The organism is Photobacterium sp., assembly GCF_057456235.1.
In genome coordinates this window covers 40,668-66,261 of the sequence record NZ_JBVCPH010000013.1, presented here as the reverse complement: position 1 = coordinate 66,261, position 25,594 = coordinate 40,668, and the positions used below count along the sequence as shown (strand labels likewise).

The window sequence follows — 25,594 nt, the reverse complement described above, 5'->3', positions numbered from 1 at the left end:
AAGGGAATGTTATTACTTAAAAATGCAACGGCCGTGCAATTTGAACCCGCTTTCATTAAAGAAGGGGTGGATATCGCGATTAATGGCAGCACGATTATAGAAATTGGTGCCAATCTGGCGGCGAAGTACCCAGATGCCATCGCCAAGGATATGAAGGGTAAATTAGTCATGCCGGGTATTGTGTGCTCGCACAATCACTTCTATTCAGGCCTGGCTCGCGGCGTGATGGCTGATATTAAGCCAAGTCCTGACTTTATCTCCATCCTGAAGAATCTGTGGTGGCGAATGGACCGTGCCCTGGATGAGGAAGCGGTATATTACAGCGGCTTGATTTGTTCACTGGAAGCGATTAAAAACGGCTGTACATCGGTGATTGATCACCATGCGTCACCGAACTATATTGCCGGTTCATTGAACACCTTGCGTAAAGGGTTCTTAAAGGCAGGGTTGCGCGGCATGACCTGTTTTGAAACTACCGACCGCAATGGCGGTATGAAAGAGATGGCGGCCGGGGTTGAAGAGAACATTGCGTTTGCTCAGCTGATCGACAGTGCCAAGGCCCAAGGTGACGAACCTTATCTGGTTGAGTCCCACATCGGTGCTCATGCTCCGTTTACTGTGACCAATGACGGTTTGTCGATGATGGCGGAAGCTGTGCAGGCAACCGGACGCGGTATTCATGTGCATGTCGCTGAAGACAGATATGACGTTACTCATAGCCACCATCATTACAGTCAGGACATTGTTGAACGCTTGGATAGCTTCGGTCTGATCAACGAAAAAACCTTACTGGCGCATGGCTTGTTCTTATCGGATCGCGATATCGATATCCTTAACGCAAAAGATGGCTTCTTAGTCCACAATGCCCGTTCAAATATGAACAACAACGTGGGCTATAACCATAAACTGACACGCTTCAAGAACGTGGCTCTGGGTACAGACGGTATCGGTGCGGATATGTTTGAAGAGCTAAAATTTGCCTTCTTCAAGCACCGTGATGCGGGCGGTCCGTTATGGCCAGATAGCTTCTTGCGTAATCTGTGGAACGGAAATGAAATACTGGCGCGTAACTTCGGGGCGAAGTTCGGTCGCTTAGAGGCAGGCAATAAGGCCGATCTCACGATTCTGGATTACACCAGCCCAACGCCGTTTGTCGCCGATAACCTGCCGGGTCATATCGCCTTTGGTATCAATGCCGGTAACGTCAATAGCGTAATGGTTGAAGGACGCTTTGTGTTAGAAGACCGCGCCTTCCCATTCGATATTGCGCCAATCTATGCCGAAGCAAGCAAAGTCGCGCAGCGTTTATGGAAAACGATGGATCAATTAAACTAAGGTGAGATCCCGATATGGAAACGGTCAATACTAAATTCAAGTGGGCAGAAGCCACAGGAAATGCAAAGTATATTGCCGATCGCCATTTCGAGGGACTATTAGAAGGGCGGTTCTACCGCTCTTCTTGCCCTAGAGGCGTGATCAAATCCGTACATATACCGGCGTTGCCCGAAGGTTATCATCTGTTTGGAGCCAAAGATGTTCCCGGGCAAAATGTGCTGCCAATCGTCGAAATTGATTGGCCAGCCTTTGCTGAGAATGAAGTCCGTTATGTGGGTCAGGTGGTGTTTTTGCTGGTCGGTGAAAACCCCGATGTGCTTGAGCAACTGATCCAGCAGATATCCATCGAATATCAACCGCTGACACCCGCTTATACGGTTGCTCAGTCCCAGGCGATGATTGATGGTCCGATCCACTGCACAAATAATATTCTTGATACCCATGCCTTAACCAAAGGCGATATCGACGCAGGATTTGCCCAGGCAGTCACTATCATTGAAGAGACCTGCAGTACCGGTTATCAGGAGCATATTTATCTCGAAACCCAGGGAGTGGTTGGCTACCCCAAAGATGGAAAAATAGTGATCGAAGGTTCGATGCAATGCCCATGGTACGTTCACCATTGCATGGGTGTGGTGCTCGGTCACGATCATGTACGAGCGATCCAGTGTCCGACTGGTGGCGGATTCGGTGGTAAAGAAGATTATCCGGATGTGCTGGCAGGTCCGCTGGCGGTTGCGGTCGAAAAATTGCAGCGTCCGGTACGTATCGTACTTGAACGCAGTGAAGATATAGCCTTCACCTCGAAGCGTCATCCCGCCGAGTTCCGTTATCGCACCGGAATCGATAAACACGGTAAGATTGTCGCGATGGATATCCAGTTTGATGTTAATTCAGGTGCTTATCTGAGCTTGTCTGGTATCGTACTGCAGCGTTCAATCACAACCGCAACCAATGTCTATGATATTCCGAATGTTCGCGTTGAGGGCCATGCATGGGTAACGAATACTGTCCCTACCGGTGCATTCCGTGGCTTCGGCTCGCCGCAAACCTGCTTTTGTATGGAAACCCACATCAACCATGTTGCTAAGCGTCTAAAGCAAGATCCGGTTGAATTTAAGCAACGTCATCTCTTAACCACTGAATCAACCACGTTAACGGGCGCTGCGATTTTTGGCGATCTGGTGTTAGAAAAAATGTTGGAGCGGGCACTTAGCCTGTCTGATTATCGTAACAAGAACGACGAAATTGCCGCTCAGCCAGCCGATAGTATGAAGCGTAAAGGTATCGGGCTGGCAATCTTTCAGCACGGCTGTGGTTTTGCCGGTGACCTGGAAGATACGTTAGTGCGGGCGAAGGTTCGCCTGATCAAGTTAGCCAACGGCCAGCTGCAAATTCTGGCGTCGAACACCGATATTGGTCAGGGGCTCAGCCTGACATTCCGTAAAATTGTAGCCGAAACGCTTAATAAGCCGCTCGATGACATTCACCTGGCAGTGCCTGATACCGGTGTTGTCCCTGATTCTGGCCCGACCGTGGCTTCCCGATCTATTTTGATTGTGGGTTATTTGCTAGAGAAGGCGGCGCAAAAAATGCAGTCCCGATGGATTGACGGCGAGCATCAGGAAATCGAGGAAATCTACCGCAAGCCTGACTATCACGTATGGGATCAGAGTACGTATCAAGGCAATGCCTATCAGGCAACCAGTTATGGTATCAACGTGGTGGAAGTGGAAGTCGATATGGCAACCGGCGAATCGGCTATTATCGGCGCCTCGGCAGTTTATGACATTGGTAAAGCGATTGATGAGCGGGTGTTTAAAGGCCAGATTGATGGCGGATTGGTGCAAGCCCTGGGTTACGGTAGTTGCGAAAAAATGGAACTGAACGCTGATGGCGTGTTTGCTCAGAAAACCATGGCAGATTACGTGATCCCGACCGCTCTTGATGTACCGATGATCCAAAGTGAATTAGTTGATAACCCTTATCCGTACGGGCCAAATGGCGCAAAAGGAGGGGGTGAGCTGACGCATAATGGTGGAGCCGCCGCTTTCGCTGCGGCAGTTGAATCCGCCATTGGCAAGCCGCTGTCTTCAATTCCGGTGACACCTGAAAAAGTGTGCGAAGCCCTTTATGGCGATGAGCATGGAGCACAGTATGAAAATTGAGTTTGTTCTTAACGGTGAACAGGTCGCTGTCGATGTCGATCCAATGCAATCGCTGCTGGTTACGTTACGGGGTAACCTGATTAAAACGGCAACCAAAGAAGGTTGCGGTGAAGGTGAGTGCGGTGCCTGCTCCGTGCTGTTTAATGAGCGGCTGGTAAATGCCTGTATGTTTCCGATTGCTCAGGCCGAAGGCGCGAACATAATGACATTGGAAGGTCTGAAACAGACCGAGAAAGGCCAGTGTGTGATTGATGCGTTACTTGAAGCCAAGGGCGTTCAGTGCGGTTTTTGTACCCCGGGAATGGTGTTGGCGCTTTATGCTCTGCTGGAGCAAAACAGTAATCCGAACGAGAATCAGATACGTACTGCCATTTCCGGGAACCTGTGCCGTTGTACCGGTTACGGCATGATTGTCGATGCGGCCCGTATCGCGGCAACCAAAGGAGAAGGATTATGGTAGCGGTTTATCGTCCTGATACTTTAGCGCAGGCTCTTGATTGGATAGCGGTGGGGAAGCATACCTTATTTTCCGGCGGCACTGATTTGATGGTCCAGCATGCGGTACGATCAGGTCTGACACCTGTTTTTAAGCAGGATGTGGTGTTTCTTGATGCGATTGAAGAGCTGAAGCAGATCGCTCCGATCGAAAATGGGATCTCTATTGGTGCAGAGTGCAGCCTGGCGGATATCGAACAAGATCCTCTGGTACCGGATATCGTGCGTCAGGGGGTGGCGAATATTGCTGCGCCAGCATTACGAAACCGGGCAACCATGGCGGGGAATATTTGCAATGCGTCGCCCGCCGCTGACTCATTGCCGGCGCTATGCCTGTTAAATGCGACTGTGGTGTTGTCTTCACTGCGTGGTCAGCGTGAAATGGCCATTGCCGATTTCATTACCGGCCCGGGTAAAACAGTGCTACAAGATGATGAAATTTTAAGCCATATCAACGTACCGCAATCCGACTTACCGATAGTGTTCTATCACAAGGTCGGAACCCGGGCGGCGAATGCCTTAACCAAACTGTCGGTCGCCGGCCTTGCTAAAGTGGCTGACGGGCAGGTTGTTGACTGGCGTGTTGCCTTTGGCGCGGTGGGTCCTAAAGTAGTGAGAAGCCGTGAGTTAGAACAGTTGATCATTGGTCAGCCAGTTTCGATGCTTGGTGAGCCGTTGTTCGTCGGTAACATTCTGGAGCAGTACAGCAAAATCATTCGCCCGATTGATGATCAGCGTTCAACTGCTCTGTATCGTCATCGTACTTCTCTCAATCTATTAAGGCGCTGGTTAACACAAGTCAGCACCGCGTAGTCATTGCTGGGCTATTATTGTCCAATTGTATTTAGGGTATTAATTTAATTAATACCCTTTTTTGAATCTGTTATTTGTCGCGTTAAAATCAATGAGTCTTTCCGCTAGCACTATCAGTACTATCACTATCAATTTGATAGCAAAGTTATTATTTTGATAGGGAATAACAGGGTATTGATAATTAATCTTATTTACCGCCATATTCGGAAATCTGACACCGCTCTAACACTGTTTATGAAGCTTGACGCACCTCTCAAATCACGCCTGAATTCTGACCACGCTCACGAATATCATTTCTTATTTGGGGCTTTTTCAAGTTTGGCTTAATAGTTGCCTTTTTACCTTTCAAATACGATGGGTTTAAGTAAGAGATTGAAACTTTCGCCTATTTATCACTCCTTATTCCGATTGATATGAAAATTTTAACAATAATCAGAATTCAATGAAGGTAAGAAAAATGATTGAACACTACTTGAAGCCTGACACTACCGCGCAAGCAATCGAATTGATGCAGCAGCACCTTGGTGCTGCAACCTATTTTGCCGGAGGATCAAAACTAAACGCCGCGCCAACAAAAACCGAAAAGACAGTTGCCATCTCTCTTACCAATCTGGCGTTAGATAAGATTGAGCAACAGGGTGAAGCGCTTCACATCGGTGCAATGTGCCGTCTTCAGACCATGATTGATAGTGAGCTAATACCCGTTGCCTTAAAACAAGCAGCGGGCTTTATTTATTCTCGTCATGTGCGCAATCAGGCCACCATCGGTGGTGAAATTGCGGCGGTACAGGATGAAGCATTACTGCTACCCAGCTTAATCGCACTGAAAGCCAAACTCGAACTGGCTGAATCAGGTGAAATGGATATTGAAGAATATATCGCCAGCGATAAGCGCGGATTAATTACTAAAGTGATTATCCCCAACGTTAATTTAATGTGTTTGGGTTATAACATTACTCGCTCGGCCGCAGGACTTTCCATTGTAACGGCTGCTGTGTCGGTAGCGAAAAATGGAGAGAAGATTATTGCGCTGGAAGGCGTCGCTCCGACACCGGTTCGGTTACGTGATGTTGAGAGTCAGGACTTAAAAGGCGAGTTACTGGAACAAGCTGTGGCTGATGCCATCTACCCGGAAGCCGATATAAGAGGAAGTGTGGAATACAAGCGTTATATCGCGGGTGTTGTTGTCACTGATTTACTTGCTGAATGTCAGCATTTGGCAGAGGAGGCGTAATCATGACTATCACCTTTACTCTTAATAACCGCTCTCAGGAACTCAATTGCAAAGCGGGTGAAAATGTCCAGAAAGTGTTGCACGGCTTGGGGCTGCACTCAGTACGCAACAGTGATGACGGTTTTGGTTTTGCCGGCTCTGACGTTATTTTACTGAACGGAAAACTGGTCAATGCATCTTTGCTGATCGCAGCACAATTGGAAGGTGCGGAAGTGAAGACGGCTGAATCACTCAGCACGCACAATAAGTTGAGTGTCGTTCAGCAGGCGATGATCGATGTCGGTGTTGTCCAGTCGGGTTATAACGATCCGGCGGCAGCCTTGATCTTAACCGAGTTGCTTGAACGCATAGAGATGCCGAGCCGTGAGGAGATCGATGATGCGCTGTCCGGTTTATTCAGCCGCGATGCCGGTTATCAGCAGTTCTACCAGGTGGTGGAGTTGGCGGCGAAGCGTAAAAATTCGCCAGAGTATACAGAAGACGTTGCGCCAGAATTTTGCGATGAGCTGGACGTGATCGGCAAAGTGAGCCCGAAAGACGATTCAGTGAAAATGGTTCAGGCCAAGCCTTGTTATGTAGAAGATCGCATTCCGGCGGATGCCTGTGTCCTTAAGGTGCTGCGCAGTCCACATCCCCATGCATGGATCAAACGACTGGACGTGAGCAAAGCTGAGGCTCTGGAAGGGGTTGTTCACATCATCACTCATGAAAACTGTCCGGATATTCCTTACACCCCGGGCGGCCAGACAGGCCCTGAGCCGTCACCGCTTGATCGTCGTATGTTCTGTCAGAAGCTGCGTCATGTGGGTGACCGTGTCGCCGCTGTGGTTGCAGAAAGTGTTGAAATTGCAGAAGCCGCGCTGAAACTGATTGATGTTGAATACGACGTGCTGAAGCCGGTCATGAGTATCGACGAAGCACAAGCTGCCGATGCGCCGATTATTCATAATGAACCAATTGAGTATATGGCGGGCGCACCTGCCGATTTGGAAGAGCAGAACAAAAATGCCGATCCGCGTGAAGGCAAACTGATTGTCAACTTCCCGATTGGCTGTGAGCCGCGCAAGAACATTGCCGCTTCTGTTAAAGGTCAAATCGGTGATATCGACCAGGGGTTTGCCGATGCAGACGTGATCTTAGAACGTACATACGAGTCTAAGCAGGCACAGCAGGCACCGACAGAAATGCACATCTGTTATGCCTATATGGATGGTAACCGCGTTGTTATGCACGCCTCAACACAGGTACCCTTCCACGTTCGCCGCCAGGTAGCGAAGATCCTGGGGATCAAACAGAACCGTGTTCATGTAGTTAAAGAACGTGTCGGCGGCGGCTTTGGCTCCAAGCAGGACATCCTGGTTGAAGACTTAACAGCGTTTGCTACCTTCACAACCGGCCGTCCGGTTTATCTGCACTATACCCGTGAAGAAGAGTTCACCGCGTGTTCAACTCGCCACGTTGCCAAGGTGAACCTGAAAGTGGGGATGAAAAAAGACGGTACGTTGACGGCGATCGACATGGATTTCCAGGCCAATACCGGCCCTTATGGCAACCACGCCTTAACCGTACCTTCAAATGGTCCTGCGCTGTCACTGCCGCTTTACCCGATTGATAACGTGCGCTTTAAGGTCACGACATATTACTCAAATATCTGTCCGACCGGTGCCTACCAGGGCTATGGTGCACCAAAAGGCGTGTTTGCCTTAACCATGATGCTGGCAGAGCTGGCCGAAGAGCTGGATATGGATCTGCTCGATATCATCGAGAAGAACCGTGTTCACGAAGGGGATGCGCTGAAGATTAAAGGAGCCGTGGGCGAGGGTGATCTTCCTGCAGAGCCGCCTCGCGTACTCTCATGTGCGCTGGACGAAGTGTTGCGACAGGGACGTGAAGCATTCGGCTGGGATTTGCCAAAAGAAGACTTAGGTTCAGACTGGACCGTAGGTCGTGGTGTTGCCATTATCCAGCAGAAATCAGGGATCCCCGATATCGATCAGGCAAACTGTAAGGCTAAACTCGCCTCTGACGGTACCCTGATCGTCCACTCCGGCGGTGCCGATATCGGAACCGGTCTGGATCTTGTGGTCGGCAAAATTGCTGCCGAAACGCTGAAGATGCCGCTAGAAGAAATTACGGTGATCTCGGGCGATACCGACCACTGCCCGTTTGATAAGGGGGCTTATGCTTCTTCCGGTACCTGCTTCTCTGGTAATGCCGCGAAGAAAGCGGCGGAAGCAATGCGCGAGCGTATCTTGATCTGTGGTGCTGAAATGCTGGGTGAAGAGGTTGCTGATGTGAAACTGGTCTTCCCGGCAACGGTAGAAGGCAAAGACGGCAAGCAAGTTACCTTCGGTGACATTGCCCATCAGGCTGAAGGCGGTAAGGGCTGGGGCCAATTGCTGACCAGCGGTAGTTTCATTACTTCTGATTTTGCCTTCCCTTATGGCGCGAACTTCGCCGAAGTGGCGGTGAATACCCGTACCGGTGAGATCAAGCTCAACAAGTTCCATGCCCTGCTTGACTGTGGTACGCCAATCAATCCTGATTTGGCTCTGGGCCAGATTTACGGTGCTAGCATGCGTGCCATCGGCCACAGTATGTGCGAAGAGCTGATGTACGACGAAAACGGGGTGCCGCTGAACACGGATCTGAAGAGTTATGGTGCACCGATGATCGGCGATATTCCTCGTGATTTCCGGGCGGCACTGGTACCAAGTGACGATCCTGTCGGTCCGTTTGGCGCCAAATCAATCTCTGAAATAGGCGTTAACGGTGCCGCTCCGGCAATTGCCACTGCGATCCATGACGCCTGCGGGGTGTGGATCCGAGAATGGAACTTCACCCCAGAGAAGGTGCTGAAAGGTCTTAATAAGCTCTAAGTAATGTTGAAACGGTTGCTTTTCTGGGGATGGAAAAGCGACCGTTTCTTTATTTAGCGAGTGAGCTGTCATAATTTGGCTGGTAAATCGACGGATTAACGGGTGAGTTCACCTGTTGGTTGGTCATAGTGTTTAGGGGTGAAGGCACACTGGGCCGTATGGCTGAGTGAGAGGCCCTTTGGGGAAGTTCTAGCCGGGTTATCGATTCCATACTCGTCCAATCTTTTCACGGATTATGGCTTAACAGGCTACGTCCAAGGAAGTATCAGAAACGGATGGTATTGAAATGAAATTATTCTATAACGTTGAAGACAAACCGCCTGTCGGTGCATCAATTCTGTTAGCGCTCCAACATATGTTGGCCGCAATGGGGGCCATTATCGCGGTGCCATTAGTGGTCGGAAGTGCGATTGGGTTGCCGACGGAGCAAATGGTGATTTTAGTTAATGCAGCCTTAATGGTATCTGGTGTTGTTACCATTATTCAGTGTAAGGGGGTTGGTCCGGTAGGTATTCGTCTGCCAGTGGTCATGGGCACCAGTTTTACTTTTGTTGCGATTTCTATCTCCATCGGGCTGGATGCCGGGGTCTCCGGGATCTTCGGGGCATCACTGGTCGGCTCGCTGGTCATGATCATCGGCAGCCGGTTTATGCCGCAAATCCGTAAATTGTTCCCTCCTGTTGTCTCCGGCACAGTAGTGGTCCTGATTGGTCTGACAATCCTGCCAGTCTCTGTTGATTGGTTTGCAGGCGGTTTTGTCGGACAGGAAGGGTACGGACAGGTCAGTAACCTGATGTTAGGTTTGCTGGTACTGGTGGTGGTCATTGTGCTGTCTCAGGTTGGCAAGGGGATTATCTCAGCCGCGGCGATCGTTATCGGTATGGCGGTAGGGTATGTGGTTGCTATCTTCATGGGTATTGTCGATTTTTCGCCAGTGCGTAATGCACAGTTTTTTGCCCTGCCCGAATTATTGCCCTTTGGTGTGAGCTTTACCATCAGTGGCATTATCGGTATGTCGATTGCCTATCTGGTCACCATTATGGAATCAACCGGGGATTTTCTTGCCTTGAGTGACGCGACCCATACTAAGCTGACCGGGAAAAAATTATCGAAAGGCATCTTGTGTGATGGTCTGGGGAGTGCACTGGCATCGCTATTTGGTGCAACGCCATTTTCATCATTCAGCCAGAACGTTGGCATTGTGTCGATTACTGGTGTGGCAAGTCGTCATGTGGTGGCTGTTACCGGTGGCATTATGTTACTTGCTGGTTTGTTCCCTAAACTCGGTGGCGTTGTTGTCACTATTCCGTCTCCGGTTCTTGGTGGAGCAGGTTTGGTGATGTTCGCCATGATCATCTCTGCCGGTATTGGGATCCTTTCTCGTATCAATTTCACCAAGCGTAACATGCTGATCATCGCCGTCGGTGTCGCATCCGGTATGGCCGTGACCGTGCGTCCTGAAATTCTGACTAATTTACCTGATTCCATGCGTGTTATTTTAGGCTCAGGGATCACAACCGGTTCGCTGGTGGCATTGGGTATGAACTTCTTTATTGGTATTAATCGTGAGGATGAAGCGGAAAGTGCCGAAGAGAAGCGTGAAGCGTTAGTCGAGCAGATCAAGGAATGCGAAGCCTGCAACCGGGCGCTTGAAGAGCAGCTAGCACTGGAGCAACAGACTGAGTTGGGGAAAAGTTGAATACTGAATAGTCGTCATTACTGATTTCAGGCAATAGATGCCGTCGCTTAAGGGATTAGTATTTAACTATTCAGACAGTACCAAGTTTTGGAAACTACGCGTCAGGGTAACGAAGTCACGCAGCCCTACAACAAAGTGACTACCTGTAAGACGTTAGGGAATCATAATTAGAGGTCTATATGGAACACTCTCAATCAGTTAAAGCAATTCGTGCGTCAATTTTAGATATTGCGAGAGTCGTCGATAATCCGGAAGATATTGAAAAAAACGTCCGGTATATCGAAGACGGATTAATGCTGATAGCCAATGGCCGTATCGAGTGGGTCGGCAACTGGCAAGATGGCAAAGATATGGTGCCGGATTCGGTTCGTATCCGCAGTTACCCCGGCAAGATCCTGATGCCTGGCTTTATCGATACGCATATTCATTACCCGCAAGCCGAAATGGTGGGTGCTTACGGCGAGCAACTACTGGAGTGGCTCAATAATTACACCTTCCCGACAGAGGCTCGCTACAAGGATAAAGATTACTCGCGCGAAATGTCTGCGTTCTTTTTGAAGCAGCTGCTGCGTAACGGCACAACAACGGCCTTAGTCTTCGGAACGGTACACCCGGAATCTGTCGATGCGTTATTTGAAGCCGCAGAAAACATTAACATGCGTATTATTGCCGGTAAGGTGATGATGGACCGCAATGCGCCTGATTACCTGCTTGATACTCCAGAAACCAGTTATAACCAGACCAAAGAGCTGATTGAAAAATGGCATAAACGTGGGCGTTTGTTGTATGCGATAACACCGCGATTCGCGCCGACGTCTTCGCCTGAGCAGTTAGCTATGGCCGGTAAATTGAAGCAAGAATATCCGGATACCTATCTGCATACCCATTTATGTGAAAACAAAAATGAAATCGAATGGGTCAAAGAGCTCTTCCCTGAGCAGGATGGTTATTTAGACGTCTATCACCATCACGGGTTAACGGGCTCTAAGAGTGTCTTTGCCCACAGTATTCACCTCGAAGATAAAGAGTGGGATTGTCTGCATGATACTGATTCAGCGGTTGCATTCTGCCCGACCTCTAACCTGTATCTCGGCAGCGGTTTATTCAAATTGCAAGAAGCCTGGCAACGTAAGGTAAAAGTGGGAATGGGAACCGATATTGGTGCCGGTACCACGTTCAATATGCTGCAAACCCTCAACGAAGCTTACAAAGTGATGCAGTTGCAACAGCACCGTTTGTCAGCCTTCGAAGCTTTTTATTTAGCAACGCTCGGCGGGGCTAAATCTTTATCGCTTGATCACCTGATTGGTAACTTTGATATCGGCAAAGAGGCGGATTTTGTGGTTATTGATCCTTGTTCCACACCGCTTCAGCAGCTTCGTTTCGACAGCTGCAAAGGTCTGGCCGAAGAATTATTTGTATTAATGACACTGGGCGATGATCGAAGCATCTACCGTACCTATGTTGATGGACGCTTGGTCTATGAGCGCGGTTAAACATTCATTACGTTAAAAATAAGCATTGTTGAGAGGAAGCTCAACAGAATATTTGTGATTAAACAGTGATGAGTAAGTAAGCCGCAGTGGGCGAAGATTGCGCCGTACACGGCTTCTTGCTCCAAATGACAAAGGAACTATCATCATGTCTGATAACAGCACGTTACAACCCGCACAACCCAGTGAAGGGACAGCGGGTACGGTAAGTGGAAGTAAATTAGATTCATACTTTTATATCACAGAGCGAGGAAGCTCTGTTCGTCAGGAAATGGTCGCAGGCTTGACCACATTTCTTGCAATGGTCTACTCGGTGATTGTTGTGCCGAGCATGTTAGGTGCCGCCGGGTTTAATCAGGGGGCGGTATTCATCGCAACCTGTTTAATTGCGGCATTTGGCTCGTTGTTAATGGGGCTGTGGGCTAAATTACCAATGGCGATCGGCTGTGCAATTTCATTGACTGCGTTTACGGCATTTAGTTTAGTGCTCGGGCAGGGGATAAGCATTCCTGTCGCCTTGGGTGCCGTATTCCTGATGGGGGTGGTCTTTACAGCTATCACGGTAACCGGTGTTCGCCAGTGGATTTTGACCAACCTGCCATTTGGTATTGCTCACGGTACCGGGATTGGTATCGGATTGTTTTTGTTATTGATTGCAGCAAACAGTGTTGGACTGGTCATTAAGAACCCGTTTGACGGCTTACCGGTGGCACTGGGTGAATTTACGTCGTTACCTGTTTTGATGTCACTGTTTGGTCTGGCGGCTATTTTTGGTTTAGAGCGTCGTCGGGTACCTGGCGGTATCTTGCTGGTGATTGTTGCGATTTCTGTTTTTGGTTTGATCTTTGATCCGAATGTCACGTACCAGGGATTATTCGCCATGCCATCATTTGGTGCAGAAGGTGAGTCGTTACTTGGCACCATGGATATTATGGGGGCGTTAAACCCGATTATTATTCCGAGTGTGCTGGCACTGGTGATGACCGCAATATTTGATGCCACAGGCACCATTCGTGCTGTTGCCGGACAGGCAAACCTGCTTGATAAAGACGGACAAATTATTAACGGTGGCAAGGCCCTGACAGCCGACTCCGTCAGTAGTATCTTTGCCGGCTTTGTTGGTGGTGCACCCGCCGCCGTTTATATTGAGTCAGCGGCAGGTACCGCAGCTGGTGGTAAGACTGGTCTGACTGCCACCGTCGTCGGTGGTTTATTCTTAGTGATGATTTTCTTGTCACCAGTCAGTTATCTGGTCCCGGCTTACGCGACAGCTCCTGCATTGATGTATGTTGGTTTATTGATGCTCAGTAATGTCACTAAACTGGATATGAATGATTCTGTCGATGCGATGTCTGGTATGGTGTGTGCGGTATTTATTGTACTGACTTGTAATATTGTAACGGGGATTATGCTTGGCTTTAGTTGTCTGGTTATCGGTCGTGTTATTTCGGGTGAATGGAAGCGTCTTAATATCGGTACGGTACTCATTGCAGCGGTTCTCGTCGTATTTTACGCCGGAGGATGGGCAATTTAATCCATAACGGATGAAGGCTTGAGAAAAAGGGCACACTTTTTACTATAAACGTAAAATCTGTGCTCTTTTTTGTGGCAAAGATAAATGGATGACTGATCTTGGATGATATCGTTAGAAATACAAACGAATGACTGATTCAGCGACACAGCCAGGACGACGGCAGCCTTCGATCTCCACTGAAATTTCCTGAACAATTTCCAACCCACGTTTAATCGGTGTCACAGACTGGATCTTGGTACGTGCTCGCACCCGGTTGCCTTCTTTTACAGGATACGGAAAGCGGACTTGGTTCAGACCGTAGTTCACCGTCATTTTAGCGGTCGGGAACTTGTTGTTGTCCGGATCAACACTGTCAGTAAGCACAGATAACAGAGACAGTGTTAAGAAGCCGTGTGCAATCGTGGTTTTAAACGGAGACTCGGTTGCAGAACGTTCAGGATCAGTGTGGATCCACTGATGGTCTTCCGTAACATCGGCAAAGCGGTTTATACGAGACTGATCAACCGTTAACCAGTTGCCGACATGGATTTCCTCACCCAGAGTCGCGGTCAATAGATCGACAATTTTGGCTGCTTCAGGGTGAAGTTGGATCGGTGCAGGCTCTGGAATGACTTCATCATTAGACGCTATTTTGTGTTCTTTTACCCAAGTGGCTAATTGACTGTTGTTAGCCATGCTTAGGAACTCAATCCAGTAATCGCGAATAGAAGGAGATAGCCAGTCTTTAAATTCAAATGGATGCTGCGCCAGCGTTTCACGCTTTTGCTTAAGGAAATCGACTACTTTCATTGAACATGACCTTATTAAAATGCTGTCTCAAGTTCTTTTGAGGTGTCATATTGTAACGATTATCAAGGCTAATAAAAATTAAAATGTGTGCCATGTCGCATTTTTTATCTCATCGGATGAGTTAAATTTCATTTAAATCAGAGAGATAAAAAATTCAAAAATTAGTGCAAATTCTCTATTTTCACGGCTGAAATTACGGTTATGAGATTTACTAGCATTTAGGGGGCGAATATTTCACCTCTACTCTATATGACTTCTATAAGCCACTGCTGTGCCAGTATGACTAAACGTGTGTATTTCATTAAAGCACACACAAAAAAATATCAGCGAAGTATAGCTTACGTAGTCAATTTTAGGATAGGAATGATATTTGTCGAGAAGGAATACCTTTTAGCGGTATTTGGAGATGAATTTTCACAGTGATATCACATAATATCTGCCTAAATTACCACCAACTTAGTGTTGGAATTTCAAACTATCCTTCACAGGTAGTGATTATACCAGGGTGTCGTTGCAGACAAATTCAACGGTAAAAATACAGGGAGTTCAGAGGGAGATTCCTGGCGGCTGGTCCATTCTGTTTTTTATGCGATCATCCGTTGATTTTACAAAAATAATCTGTATAAGGTATTATCTGTTGCGTTCATCAGATGATGAATGTTTAACCATAAATGATGAGGAGTAACCATGGCTAAGAAATGCAAGCAAAGCCGTGTTGTGCAAGCTATAGAGCTTGATGTCACCGCTCAAACCACCGAGTTTGGACGTGGCACGGTTCGAGACAACGCGTTAAAAGCTGTTGTGACCAGTAAGTTATTTACGGTCCGTGTTGTTAAAGCTAAGAAAGGCAAGGGTAGTTTCCAGCGCAAGGATAAATATTCAGGACGAGAGTCCTATTCAATAGCGGCTTAATCAAGTTGGCATTGACTAGGGTTTTCATCTTAAAGAAATAGTTTCAATCGATTGCTGAGATGGTGTTTTTTTGAGCCTGTTTTCAATAGGCTCCGGCTTGCCAATACTATATCCCTGCGCAAAATCTATCCAATTGTTTTCATTCCCATAAGGTGGCCGATTTCGTTAATCGACTTAACCATTGCACCGTCAAATTTGTTATTCAAAATTTCTTTGACAAACAAGCCGTCTATTTTAAAGTATTGGCTGATAAGCCACTGTCACAATAATTTAAAACCAACTGGCAGACAAACTCGTACAATATTTTGATAAACAAGATCATATCGCGCAGGTTGCTAACTGCTCTACCTTAAGTATTTTCCCGTGGTTTTATTATCATGAAAAGCAACGGAAAAGTGCGGTTCAGTAAGGCAAGTTAAGTTAACCTTACACGCAATTACCAGCGCGTTACGTTACGTTACGTTATGTTACATTCAGTGTGATGACCTCCTCGTAAATATCAAAATTGATATCGTATGATACTCCCCGTTGAAACAAAAAGTTTATAACGAAATTAATAAACGCTTTTAAATGAAGCCCTGAAACTACTAGGGCTTAAAAATTTATGTTCATAATGAATGGGGGTTCAAATGAACTTTTTTAGCACGATGCAAAAAATGGGGCGTAGCCTCATGCTTCCTGTAGCATGTATGCCAGCGGCTGGTATTCTCCTCGGGATTGGTGGTAATTCAGAAGTTGCAAAATTCTTGCCTGATATTGTAGCGCAAGTCATGACCGAGGCCGGTCTGGGTGTGTTTGCCAACATGGCACTGCTATTTGCTATCGGTGTTGCACTAGGCTTTACCAAAAATGACGGTGTTGCTGCACTGGCTGCTTGTCTTGGTTATCTAACCATGACTCGCGTACTAGGTGTTGTTGCTGAGGGTACTGATACTGGTGTATTCGGCGGTGTCATTATGGGCTTGGTAGCTGCACAACTGTTTAATAAATATCACTCTATTCAGTTACCTACTTACTTAGGCTTCTTCGGTGGTAAACGCTTCGTTCCTATCGTAACCTCATTAGCGGCGTGTATTGTTGCGGCTATACTGGCTGTCGTATGGCAACCAATCGGTGCCGGTATTGCGACATTCTCTGAGTGGGCTGCTTACCAGTCTCCAGAAGTGGCATTCGGTATCTACGGTGTTGTTGAGCGTTCGCTAATTCCATTCGGTCTGCACCACATCTGGAATGCACCTTTCTTCTACGAAGTTGGTGAGTTCACAACGGCTGCTGGTGAAGTTGTTCGCGGTGAGATCCCTCGCTACCTAGCAGGTGATGGAACAGCTGGTAACCTGGCTGGTGGTTACATGTTTAAGATGTTCGGCCTGCCTGCAGCATGTCTTGCAATGTACGTAACAGCTAAACCTGAGAATAAACTGAAAGTTGCTTCAATCCTGGGTTCTGCAGCACTGACTTCGTTCCTAACAGGTATTACTGAACCAATCGAGTTTGCATTCCTGTTCGTTGCTCCTGTACTTTACGTTGCTCACGCATTACTTGCAGGTTCTGCATTCGTAGTGATGATTTTGCTGGGTATTAAGCACGGTACTACTTTCAGCCACGGTCTGTTTGATTTCACTTTACTATTCGGTCAATCAACAAACGGTTGGTTACTACCAGTCATCGGTGTTATCTACGCAGTTATCTACTTCTTAGTATTTGTTACGCTAATCAAGGCTCTTAACCTTAAGACTCTTGGCCGTGAAGACGAAGAAAAAGCAAAAGCTGCAGTAAGCACGTCATCTGACGGTCTGGCTAAAGACATTACTGATGCATTCGGTGGTAAAGCGAACATTAAAGATTTAGAAGCTTGTATCACACGTCTACGTGTTACTGTTCACAACAGCGCTAAGGTTGATACTGACCGTCTGAAAGCACTAGGTGCTGCTGGTGTGTTCGTTAAAGGCGATAACTTCCAGGCTGTATTCGGTACTCACTCCGAGATCATTAAAGGTCAAATGGAAGTACTAGCATAATAAAAGTCTGATTAAGACAACGCTAAGCCCGAACTTTGGTTCGGGCTTTTTTTATTGCATCATATAAAGTTCTCGATATGATTTTTGTTCAAGCTGGTTGTCTGTTAACCCTAAGTTCTGTGCAAGAGCGAGTAACTGCTGCTTATATTCTTCTAACATAGATGCATCATCAGTCATGATTGCAAGTTCGGCGAAGTCACCAATATTTTCAAGATGATCGACCGTTACATGATAGTTGCCGAGAAAATAGATGCTGCGCTTCTTTCTCATCTCTAAAACTGGCTCGAATCCCATCGTCCTCAGCATACTTTTAGCTTTAACAGCGTCAGTTATGTTGACCGCCTCACAGCGAGCTTTCTCAGGCCCTTTCACTATCCAGAGCATAATTCCAGACGGTTGCATTTCTCTAATGCAAATACTCTTACTCTCGTTGGATAAAAGATGCTTAGGTGAATCAAAATAGCAATCGTGCTCTATATTATTTTCCAGCATGACTTCTGGACTCATCTGATGAAGCTTAAATAAGAAACGTTCCCTGGAATTCAAGCGATACTTAAGTTCCACTTCAAATTTACCCTCGAAATGCTGACTCATGGCCTTACCTTTTAAAAACGTTAATATAACCCGCAATGATACTTCGGATTGGTAACCATGTATTTCGTATTGATAAAAAACATCAAAAGATGGCAATGATATTGAGCTAACTTGGGTTACAGTCTAACTGAGTGAAGGTTGAGCGGCTTGTAAGCAGTAGAGAGCGAGAGATCGCTATTGCTTCGTTAATTCAGTATTTCTATGCCAATGGCGATTGTTGCAACGAGACCAAGAAACCAAGCACACATTGTTAACTCCTCGTAAGCCAGTTCAAGGTATTTTGACTTCTCTTTGACTACTTCTGATATTTTTTCTGTAGTATCAAGGTAAGCATTAATAATATGTTGATCTCGACTTATTATATCGGTCATGTCGAGGTATTTTGCAGCATCTCCATTTTTTTGCAGTACGGGGTAATCCGCCATTTTTAGAGCCAGCAAAGAATGGCCCCAGGCACACACTGCAGCAAAGAGGGCAATCAAAAAAGCAACCAACTTTATCCATTCAACAGGTATTGATGGTTCAAAGATACTTTCATTTTTTATGACCGCAACAGTTCCAAGAGCGGCGATGACTATAGTTAAAAAACTTAGTAACTTAGAACATTTATTTTCTAACTGATCAAATCGCGCTTGTTCTGCACCGTATCTATCTTTTAGGTAATCGATTGTTTCTATGAGCTTTCTCCTTTTCCAGAATTTGTCGCATTGCGTCCAGCATGATGTTCTTACTCTATATTCCTATCACCCAAACACAGTATTAATGATAGAAGAATGCTTATCTTAATAAGTATTATCCAAAATATAATTTATGCCTGATAAGTAAGACTATTTTCCAATCGACGTGCTTTTTTTGTGCGGTTGATCGTTTTGGGCCGGCGGTCGATACATCGGTTTCAATCAGCGAGATCACGAACAGCGGCTGCATAAGCAGCCTCTATATTTTGGGAAGTCTGAAAGTCGTACAGGACAGTACTCTCGCTAATGTACCTCTTCAGCTTGAGCTTGTTTTTTAACAAACTCGCTTCGATTTTCAGTTGATTGACCATCCAGCCAATACTTATTGGGCGATAAGATATTATTCGGATCCATAGTCTGTTTCAGCTTCTTCAATAGTGCAAGGTGAGGCGCTTTAAGGTGTGGCTGAATAGAATCAAACATACCGGGTCCGCTGCGGTACGGGCAGAAGCCTGCTGTGATCAGTTCATGATCTAGCTCCTGGTAAAAGGCTGCGGCTTTCTTAAGTTGATCGCCAGTATTGTCATAACGAATGTTGGCAATTAATACCACCGCACGTTCACTGACATTGGTCATAGTATAGCGTTCTTCATAGCCGTATTTTTTAAAAACATGCCGGCAGATATCCAGCATCTGCTTGATATCTTGTGGTAAAAAGCTGCTTACTGCACATATCCAACGAAAACAGGCCGGGAACTCAGACGTTTTCATGCAGGATCTTGCTTCACGGGTATCGAGTAAGGTTTTCATTGCTTCATCTGACGGAACACCTTTTTTCAAATCAATGACTAACTTCAAGCTTGCAATCATCGGTGACTTTAAATACCGATTGAGTTTGCTCAGCAGATCCCAGCGAAAATCGTCAAACATCAAAACCTTAGAATTAGGTACATTGGCAAGAATAGTACGTTTGAAGTGTTTAAAGCGGGCCTTAACAATTGATTTAGGACCCGCGAGGGAAGTGGTTAACACCCAGGCTCCTGCCGTTTTAGCGGCTTGTTCACCGATTGCACGAGTCATACTGGCCGTGTGTACGCCACTGGTTACAACACCATCCAGTTTGAGCTTTGCAATTGTTGCAACCATATCTGGTGCGGCATGATCATCTTTGCACATGACCAAAACCGTCGCCTGATATTCAGGTTTGGGCTGCAGGGCAATGGTCATTTCCAGTACAATACCAAGGTTTGATTGAGTGAATAAACCACTTAATATCGGACCAATGCCATAAGGGTAGAGGTGTTCCGCTTTGCTGGTCAAATACATTCCCATGCCGGTATTGATGACCTCACCTGTCGGCAGTAACACTCGCATTGCCAGTACATTGCCAAAGCGGTTGGTGTAATCAGTGTGGCCAAATCCGCGTTCAAGAATATTTCCGACCACACTGGTATGTAATCCCGCAGCGGTAATATCTAACTGCAGTAACGAAGACTGAGCTTGTAATGCCCGGTAGAGCTGAGACTGTGAGATGCCAGGTTGAACACGAACGTAAGCTTGCTGATCATTGATTTCCAGTACGCTGTTCATGCGGCTTAAATTCGCAATCACCTGACCGGATTTTGAACCCTGCGCCGTTCCGTAGCCCCAATTCTTCCCCTGTGCGACAGGATGAATTTCAAAGTGAAACCGATTGGCTGCGCGTATCAACTGGATGAGTTGCTCTTCATTTTCTGGCCAGACAATCGCGCCTGGGAGTGATTTGCTGCCATTCAGGGCGAGGCTGTATTCCTCAAGAGTTTCGGTATCAATGCCGAGTTGATGATCGAAGAATATTTCAGAAAGTATATCGGAAAGAGAACGTTGCATGGTCAACCATCCTTATCGTTGGGCTGTTCGCGTGATTAGGCTGAAATTCGATTTGTTATTTAATAAACAAAGAATTAACTCACTTTGTTTTGCCTGAAAACGAGCAATAATGCGAAAGTCACCGGCGGGTTTGCGAGCCAGGCTGCATAAATCGTTTGTAAGTGGCAGAGCAGACTGAACTGGCTTAATAAAGACAAGAAAAAAAGATAAGCTGCGAGAGTGTTCAATTGGTTTCAAAGCTCTGTGTTTTATTGTTAATCAGCTAAGAAGCCGTCTAACTCAAGGATGGAATAATTCGTGAATAATGAAACACCACTGCAATATCAGCGCTTGTCGAATCACATTTGCCTGACGGAAGAAGATAAACTAATTGCTTATAATATTCGTTATCAGGCTTACACCTCCGTGGGTTATATCGAGCAGAATGACCAGGAGTTGTTCAGTGATTTTTTTGATGGAAAACCCAATAACATAACCTTTTTACTGAAAGAGAATGACGAGCCAGTGGCAACGATACGCGCGAGTATTTTACATCGCCAACATTGCTGGGTAGATATTCCTTGTAAGGCGGGTTTTGAGCCTGAGTTTGCCGAACTTGAAAAACAATATGACACCATTATTGAAATGGGCCGATTAGCGGTGATACCTGAAAAACGCGGGGTAGAAGCACTTGCTCCCTTAGCATTGTTTTCCTGTGCATACTTTGCCTTGGAAAAGTTAGGTAAAACAGCCCTAGTGTGCGCTGCGGGTAAAAAACACAAACGATTTTATGAACGTTTAGGGATGACGAGTCAGTGTGGTTTTGCACCCCGGCCAAATGCTGCTATCGATCTGACGTTGATGGCAAAAACCTGTTGCCTCGATACTTTTATTGAAAAAAATCATCTTGATGAGGCCACCGTCAGAAGGCTGATCCCAACCCTTGATGAAGAGCTGCTAAATCAATTATTGCCAATGTCACAGCAACAGATAGCGTAATGTTACTAAAACGAAGTTAGGTCTCGGATACAAAAAAGGCACTAATTAGCGCCTTTTTGTTATTGTCGAGATATAAAAAGCGATTACATCTTTTTACAGTAAGCAGCAATAATGACCATATTGGTGCCCGCAGCCTTACCTGTAATGTGTAGTGGGTTATTGGTTAGTCTGATACCACGAACCGCAGTACCTTGCTTAACCACCAGGCTAGAACCTTTTACGGGAAGATCTTTGATAATAGTAACGTTGTCACCAGCTTGCAATGCAACACCGTTTACATCCAGTGTTTGTACAGAATCGAGTTCTTCCGCTGCAATGCCTTTTTCAGCCCACTCAATCACATCTTCTTCCAAGTACAGCATATCAAATAGATCTTGTGCCCACGCTTCAGCAGAAAGGCGCTTTAGCATACGGTAAGCCATAACTTGAACCGCAGGAACTTGGCTCCACATGCTATCGTTCAGGCAGCGCCAGTGATTCTGATCCATAGTATCAGCATCTTCAATTTGACTACGGCAAGTGCCACAAACCATGACACAGCTGCCAGCAGTTGTGTCAGGTGAAGCAGGTACTTCATAGACGCTCAGGTTGTCTTCAGATGAACAAAGTTCACATTTAGCGTCAGCGCGCTGTTTAACGATATTCTCGATAGTCATAAGGGTGTTTCCGTAGAATTGATGTGGGGATATTATGCCAGCATTTCTTCATAAATAAAGAAAGCAGGCCTTAGGTCACGGTTATTTAGAGTATTCTAAACCGTAAAATTAAGGGCATTTAGTATCTAGCTTCTGTTTGATAACAAATTATCACTTCGCGGCTTGATGTGAGAGTTTAATTAAAGCGTTGATATTAAAGGGTATTGTTTCTTTTCGTGTTTGATGTTTTTCACTGAAATATCAGCATTGATTGAATTTTAAGCATAAAAATCCCAATAGGATATTTTAGCTGTTGCTGTGCTGATTTTTTGTCAAATTATCGTTAGTATTATTGATAAAATTAATAAATTATAAGAAGGGATTTATGAAAAAAGCAGTTGCTTTGTTTGTGTTGCTGGCTTTGGTTGGCTGTGATGAAGACGATGTGAAAGATATTCTTCAAGGCAAGACGAACGTGTTTGCGGTGTCAGACGTGACAGTGGATGGGTCTGGTACCGTGCCTGCTGGAAATTATAAAGTTAGTGATTTATCACCGGCATTGCAGGCTCTAATCCCTGAAGGTTTTCCTGATGGAACTGAAGCGGATCTTGATAATGTCGGGGTTGATATAGCTGGAACTTCTTGTGGCGAAATCGTTATAACCGATGGGCTCTGTTTTGAAAAAGATAACCCAAATAGCTGTGTACCAAGTGAGGTTAAAGAGTTAGGGCTGGCAGTATATAAAATTGACCTTGGTGACATAAAAACTGCGGCTGATTTAGATTTCTATCCAACACTTGCAGCAGAGTTGGGTGGATTATTTGTGCAAATAGATTATAAAGATGTCAATTGCTCAGCATTAAACTAATTTTGCAATAATTACGTTTTGGATAAAAAGCCATATCTTAAGTGTGTGGTTTTTTATCAATACAGATCGTTCTTATTGTCGATACCTAAATTACCTGGAATATGCAAAAGGTCAGGAATCGATAAATGTGAGTGATTTAACTGTATTATTTGTATTGATTAAGACCAAAATGTATTTTAATGAGCTCAATCGCATTTTAGTGTATCTACCTCCTTTCTATAATTTGTTCTGTGCTTATATTCCTTTGGGTGTATTGCGAGCTTAAACAAGTGATAGGAATAGTACACAATGGATTGGAAAAATGCTGTACATATAAGCCAGAGTATAAGCAAAGCGGTATTGAGTGTTTATTGTTTAGCTGGGGCAGTTAATAGTAATGCAAATGATGTGACGCCATATGTGGTTGGCGGTAGTGAAGTGGCATCCGGCGAACAAAGTTGGATGGTGACGCTACGGGCTAATCAAGTTAATGAAGTACCATTTTGTGGTGGTACCGTTATCGATAATCATTGGGTATTAACGGCTGCGCATTGCGTAGTCATTGGTGGCAAAGACGCTACCGATGGAAGTAGTTATTATGTACTACAGCCTAATCGCATAACGATTGTTTCCGGTGTGACAGATTTAACACAAACCGAGATAGAGCATTATTATTCGGTATCACATGTTATTGTTCACCCTGATTACACGCCGTTCCCCAGACAGATTACTTATGAAGAAGCCGACGGAACTACAGTGTCTGAACTGGTTCATACAGCGCTTAATAATGATCTGGCCCTGCTAAGAGTTAGTCGTGTTTTTGATGATACGATTACACCCATCGTACTGGCTAATAGGGCAGGAGCTGATCAAATAGACGCGACATTAAAACCTCAATGGCGTGCAGAGTTACGGCCAAAGAATGTGATAGTCTCGGGATGGGGAGCGACGGATCCCGCCGGTACTTCCCAATCAACAATTTTAAAACAAGCTGAATTATCATTTGTACCGATTGATGAATGTTATAAGCGGTTAGAAACCGGCAATGATGCCCCATTAATTATCGATAGCCCTGCCAATATAACCAAAGTTTGTACGTTACCACCTGAGGTGTTAATCCCCGGAGGTTCTGTTGGTGCTGATTCTTGTAAAGGGGACAGTGGTGGCCCGCTGAGAGCACAGAATAATAATGGTGAATGGGTTCAGCATGGTATTGTAAGCGGCGGACCCGGTGGCTCCCCTGTTTGTGGGTCTCTAAATCGCCCGAGCTTTTATACCCGTGTTGGCACTTATTACAACTGGATCCAGTCGTACATGGGGACGGTGCCAGCAAACACGGTTGAGGGGCCAGATATTATTAAGAAAAATTGTTATTCAGGATCTGGCGGGGTTACAGCCGCGAACTGCGATCTTATTGAGGGCAGCGGTGGAGCCATATCGTGGTATTGGTTGTTGATGTTACTGTTTCCAACCGTATCGCGATGCAGAAGCCGAGATAGAACCACGATTGACCCAAATGGCAACCTTAACTAAAAGTTAAAGAATTCTCGCGGAGCTCTGTGCTTGGCTATAGCGGGAATTGAAAAAGGAGGTGGTTTGAGCGCCTCCTTTTTATTGTTGGCTTTTTGCTAAGAATCCCTTTATTCCCCTACCGTATTAATCACCAATAACTAATTCAAATACTGAAAGCATTCTTTGGGATCGACGTTGGCAGGGTTTGACACCAATGAGTTATGCCCCGGTATTCCATAATCATCAATGTGCCCCAGCTCTTATGCATCATGACTATGTTACGTTTATCCCCGTGATCATTAAAGATGCTTGATTTTCCAGTGGATCAGGATCATGCAATGGACCATGAAAATTTCTCTAGCCGATAGCCAAAAACAAGAACTCGAAATCCAGCATGATAAAACTCGTAATGGCCGAGTACGTGACCGCATAAAAGCGGTACTTCTTGCATTCGAAGGTTGGAGTTCCGCAATGATTTCACAAGCTTTGCGTATCCATGAAACGACAGTGCTTCGTCATCTTAAAGACTACGAGTTATCGGCAAACTAACCCCTGAAAACGGGGGGGCGTCAGGCTATTTAACAGTCATTCAAACCATGGCTTTATTAGAACACAAACTTCACATCATCTTAGGTGGTGCAGGATATCATCGAAGTGACTTGGTCAGAGATGCTGCATTTGTCTTGAATATTGAGCTTCATTATCTTCCACCTTACAGCCCCAATCTTAATCCAATAGAACGGCTTTGGAAGGTGATGAACGAAAGATCGAGGAATAATGTTTACTTCAAAAATAAACGGGAATTCAGAGATGCAATCGAGACATTTTTCACTGTGACTCTTATTGAGATCGCAGACGTCATTGACGTCTCGAATTAATGATAATTTCCAGACTCTCAAACCTGCATCTTCAAGTTAATTGGGTATAGGTAGATAAAGGTATGAAAGAACTGATACTCGCAGCTTTGTCGCATCACCACGACAGCTAACCTTGACAAGGTTAATGCTCACTTTGCTTTATGTGATTATGAAAGATATTCAGAAATAAGATCAGTATTTCATGATGCTATGTGTATTATCACTTAAGAGGTGAAGTCCTGAGGTGATAAGCCGT

General features: G+C 45.8%; 19 protein-coding genes and 1 pseudogene. 15 read left to right on the top strand and 5 right to left on the bottom strand.

Annotation, left to right across the window (positions count from 1 at the left end):
• Positions 1 to 6: 6 nt before the first annotated feature.
• The 9 genes from ssnA to AC2204_RS14695 all read left to right on the top strand — a co-directional run bounded on the left by ssnA (position 7) and on the right by AC2204_RS14695 (position 13,650).
• Positions 7 to 1,335 (top strand): putative aminohydrolase SsnA, encoded by a 1,329-nt coding sequence (gene ssnA, locus AC2204_RS14735; RefSeq protein WP_318926435.1) that lies wholly within the window; start codon positions 7 to 9, stop codon positions 1,333 to 1,335.
• 14 nt (positions 1,336 to 1,349) lie between these two features.
• Positions 1,350 to 3,503 carry a xanthine dehydrogenase family protein molybdopterin-binding subunit gene (locus AC2204_RS14730; protein ID WP_318926434.1) on the top strand — a complete coding sequence of 718 codons (2,154 nt, stop codon included), beginning with the start codon at positions 1,350 to 1,352 and terminating at the stop codon, positions 3,501 to 3,503.
• Complete coding sequence (locus AC2204_RS14725) at positions 3,493 to 3,963, top strand: (2Fe-2S)-binding protein (RefSeq protein WP_318926433.1); 471 nt, start codon at positions 3,493 to 3,495, stop codon at positions 3,961 to 3,963. The genes AC2204_RS14730 and AC2204_RS14725 overlap by 11 nt, the downstream gene beginning before the upstream one ends.
• On the top strand, positions 3,957 to 4,811 hold the full coding sequence (locus AC2204_RS14720; RefSeq protein ID WP_318926432.1) for an FAD binding domain-containing protein: 855 nt from the start codon (positions 3,957 to 3,959) through the stop codon (positions 4,809 to 4,811). Before AC2204_RS14725 ends, AC2204_RS14720 begins: the two co-directional genes overlap by 7 nt.
• A gap of 457 nt (positions 4,812 to 5,268) precedes the next feature.
• Positions 5,269 to 6,045 carry a molybdopterin-dependent oxidoreductase FAD-binding subunit gene (ygfM, locus tag AC2204_RS14715; protein WP_318926431.1) on the top strand — a complete coding sequence of 259 codons (777 nt, stop codon included), beginning with the start codon at positions 5,269 to 5,271 and terminating at the stop codon, positions 6,043 to 6,045.
• Positions 6,046 to 6,047: 2 nt separating this feature from the next.
• Entirely contained in the window at positions 6,048 to 8,924 is a 2,877-nt protein-coding gene (locus AC2204_RS14710; protein WP_318926430.1) for a molybdopterin-dependent oxidoreductase Mo/Fe-S-binding subunit, read from the top strand.
• Between the two features lie 286 nt (positions 8,925 to 9,210).
• Positions 9,211 to 10,623, top strand: coding sequence for a nucleobase:cation symporter-2 family protein (locus AC2204_RS14705; protein ID WP_318926429.1), 1,413 nt, complete (start codon positions 9,211 to 9,213; stop codon positions 10,621 to 10,623).
• A 179-nt stretch (positions 10,624 to 10,802) separates the two neighbouring features.
• Positions 10,803 to 12,119 carry a guanine deaminase gene (gene guaD / locus AC2204_RS14700; protein WP_318926428.1) on the top strand — a complete coding sequence of 439 codons (1,317 nt, stop codon included), beginning with the start codon at positions 10,803 to 10,805 and terminating at the stop codon, positions 12,117 to 12,119.
• 145 nt (positions 12,120 to 12,264) lie between these two features.
• Positions 12,265 to 13,650 (top strand): NCS2 family permease, encoded by a 1,386-nt coding sequence (locus AC2204_RS14695; RefSeq protein ID WP_318926427.1) that lies wholly within the window; start codon positions 12,265 to 12,267, stop codon positions 13,648 to 13,650.
• Between the two features lie 111 nt (positions 13,651 to 13,761).
• On the opposite strand, the gene AC2204_RS14690 is transcribed toward AC2204_RS14695, so the two are convergent.
• Positions 13,762 to 14,439, bottom strand: coding sequence for a MaoC family dehydratase (locus tag AC2204_RS14690; protein ID WP_318926426.1), 678 nt, complete (start codon positions 14,437 to 14,439; stop codon positions 13,762 to 13,764).
• Between the two features lie 687 nt (positions 14,440 to 15,126).
• Between AC2204_RS14690 and AC2204_RS14685 the strand changes: the two genes are divergently transcribed.
• Together AC2204_RS14685 and ptsG are read left to right on the top strand one after the other, a co-directional pair.
• On the top strand, positions 15,127 to 15,351 hold the full coding sequence (locus AC2204_RS14685; protein ID WP_318926425.1) for an alternative ribosome-rescue factor A: 225 nt from the start codon (positions 15,127 to 15,129) through the stop codon (positions 15,349 to 15,351).
• Positions 15,352 to 15,980: 629 nt separating this feature from the next.
• Positions 15,981 to 17,369 (top strand): PTS glucose transporter subunit IIBC, encoded by a 1,389-nt coding sequence (ptsG, locus tag AC2204_RS14680; protein ID WP_318926424.1) that lies wholly within the window; start codon positions 15,981 to 15,983, stop codon positions 17,367 to 17,369.
• 51 nt (positions 17,370 to 17,420) lie between these two features.
• Here the strand turns inward: ptsG and cyaB are convergent, their stop codons facing one another.
• The 3 genes from cyaB to AC2204_RS14665 all read right to left on the bottom strand — a co-directional run bounded on the left by cyaB (position 17,421) and on the right by AC2204_RS14665 (position 20,509).
• Positions 17,421 to 17,963, bottom strand: coding sequence for a class IV adenylate cyclase (gene cyaB, locus AC2204_RS14675; protein WP_318926423.1), 543 nt, complete (start codon positions 17,961 to 17,963; stop codon positions 17,421 to 17,423).
• A 185-nt stretch (positions 17,964 to 18,148) separates the two neighbouring features.
• The gene (locus AC2204_RS14670; protein ID WP_318926422.1) at positions 18,149 to 18,457 is read right to left on the bottom strand and encodes a hypothetical protein; all 309 of its coding nucleotides are present in this window, start codon (positions 18,455 to 18,457) and stop codon (positions 18,149 to 18,151) included.
• A gap of 486 nt (positions 18,458 to 18,943) precedes the next feature.
• The gene (locus AC2204_RS14665) at positions 18,944 to 20,509 is read right to left on the bottom strand and encodes an FAD-binding oxidoreductase (RefSeq protein ID WP_318926421.1); all 1,566 of its coding nucleotides are present in this window, start codon (positions 20,507 to 20,509) and stop codon (positions 18,944 to 18,946) included.
• A 297-nt stretch (positions 20,510 to 20,806) separates the two neighbouring features.
• On the opposite strand from AC2204_RS14665, the gene AC2204_RS14660 reads away from it, so the two are divergent.
• Positions 20,807 to 21,487, top strand: coding sequence for an N-acyl amino acid synthase FeeM domain-containing protein (locus AC2204_RS14660; RefSeq protein WP_318926420.1), 681 nt, complete (start codon positions 20,807 to 20,809; stop codon positions 21,485 to 21,487).
• An 83-nt stretch (positions 21,488 to 21,570) separates the two neighbouring features.
• Here the strand turns inward: AC2204_RS14660 and AC2204_RS14655 are convergent, their stop codons facing one another.
• Positions 21,571 to 22,143, bottom strand: coding sequence for a PhnA domain-containing protein (locus AC2204_RS14655; protein WP_318926419.1), 573 nt, complete (start codon positions 22,141 to 22,143; stop codon positions 21,571 to 21,573).
• 364 nt (positions 22,144 to 22,507) lie between these two features.
• On the opposite strand from AC2204_RS14655, the gene AC2204_RS14650 reads away from it, so the two are divergent.
• From AC2204_RS14650 to AC2204_RS14640, 3 genes and pseudogenes are all read left to right on the top strand, one after another.
• A complete protein-coding gene (locus AC2204_RS14650; protein ID WP_318926418.1) occupies positions 22,508 to 22,990 on the top strand; it encodes a hypothetical protein in 483 nt (160 codons plus the stop codon).
• 288 nt (positions 22,991 to 23,278) lie between these two features.
• Entirely contained in the window at positions 23,279 to 24,502 is a 1,224-nt protein-coding gene (locus AC2204_RS14645; RefSeq protein WP_318926417.1) for a S1 family peptidase, read from the top strand.
• 324 nt (positions 24,503 to 24,826) lie between these two features.
• Positions 24,827 to 25,399: pseudogene (locus AC2204_RS14640) on the top strand (transposase).
• Positions 25,400 to 25,594: the final 195 nt, after the last annotated feature.

What these genes read in the sequence shown, in the direction of transcription:
- ssnA (WP_318926435.1), top strand. Translation starts at nt 7, where the DNA reads ATGTTATTACTTAAAAATGCAACGGCCGTGCAATTTGAACCCGCTTTC.
- AC2204_RS14730 (WP_318926434.1), top strand. Translation starts at nt 1,350, where the DNA reads ATGGAAACGGTCAATACTAAATTCAAGTGGGCAGAAGCCACAGGAAAT.
- AC2204_RS14725 (WP_318926433.1), top strand. Translation starts at nt 3,493, where the DNA reads ATGAAAATTGAGTTTGTTCTTAACGGTGAACAGGTCGCTGTCGATGTC.
- AC2204_RS14720 (WP_318926432.1), top strand. Translation starts at nt 3,957, where the DNA reads ATGGTAGCGGTTTATCGTCCTGATACTTTAGCGCAGGCTCTTGATTGG.
- ygfM (WP_318926431.1), top strand. Translation starts at nt 5,269, where the DNA reads ATGATTGAACACTACTTGAAGCCTGACACTACCGCGCAAGCAATCGAA.
- AC2204_RS14710 (WP_318926430.1), top strand. Translation starts at nt 6,048, where the DNA reads ATGACTATCACCTTTACTCTTAATAACCGCTCTCAGGAACTCAATTGC.
- AC2204_RS14705 (WP_318926429.1), top strand. Translation starts at nt 9,211, where the DNA reads ATGAAATTATTCTATAACGTTGAAGACAAACCGCCTGTCGGTGCATCA.
- guaD (WP_318926428.1), top strand. Translation starts at nt 10,803, where the DNA reads ATGGAACACTCTCAATCAGTTAAAGCAATTCGTGCGTCAATTTTAGAT.
- AC2204_RS14695 (WP_318926427.1), top strand. Translation starts at nt 12,265, where the DNA reads ATGTCTGATAACAGCACGTTACAACCCGCACAACCCAGTGAAGGGACA.
- AC2204_RS14690 (WP_318926426.1), bottom strand. Translation starts at nt 14,439, where the DNA reads ATGAAAGTAGTCGATTTCCTTAAGCAAAAGCGTGAAACGCTGGCGCAG.
- AC2204_RS14685 (WP_318926425.1), top strand. Translation starts at nt 15,127, where the DNA reads ATGGCTAAGAAATGCAAGCAAAGCCGTGTTGTGCAAGCTATAGAGCTT.
- ptsG (WP_318926424.1), top strand. Translation starts at nt 15,981, where the DNA reads ATGAACTTTTTTAGCACGATGCAAAAAATGGGGCGTAGCCTCATGCTT.
- cyaB (WP_318926423.1), bottom strand. Translation starts at nt 17,963, where the DNA reads ATGAGTCAGCATTTCGAGGGTAAATTTGAAGTGGAACTTAAGTATCGC.
- AC2204_RS14665 (WP_318926421.1), bottom strand. Translation starts at nt 20,509, where the DNA reads ATGCAACGTTCTCTTTCCGATATACTTTCTGAAATATTCTTCGATCAT.
- AC2204_RS14655 (WP_318926419.1), bottom strand. Translation starts at nt 22,143, where the DNA reads ATGACTATCGAGAATATCGTTAAACAGCGCGCTGACGCTAAATGTGAA.
- AC2204_RS14650 (WP_318926418.1), top strand. Translation starts at nt 22,508, where the DNA reads ATGAAAAAAGCAGTTGCTTTGTTTGTGTTGCTGGCTTTGGTTGGCTGT.
- AC2204_RS14645 (WP_318926417.1), top strand. Translation starts at nt 23,279, where the DNA reads ATGGATTGGAAAAATGCTGTACATATAAGCCAGAGTATAAGCAAAGCG.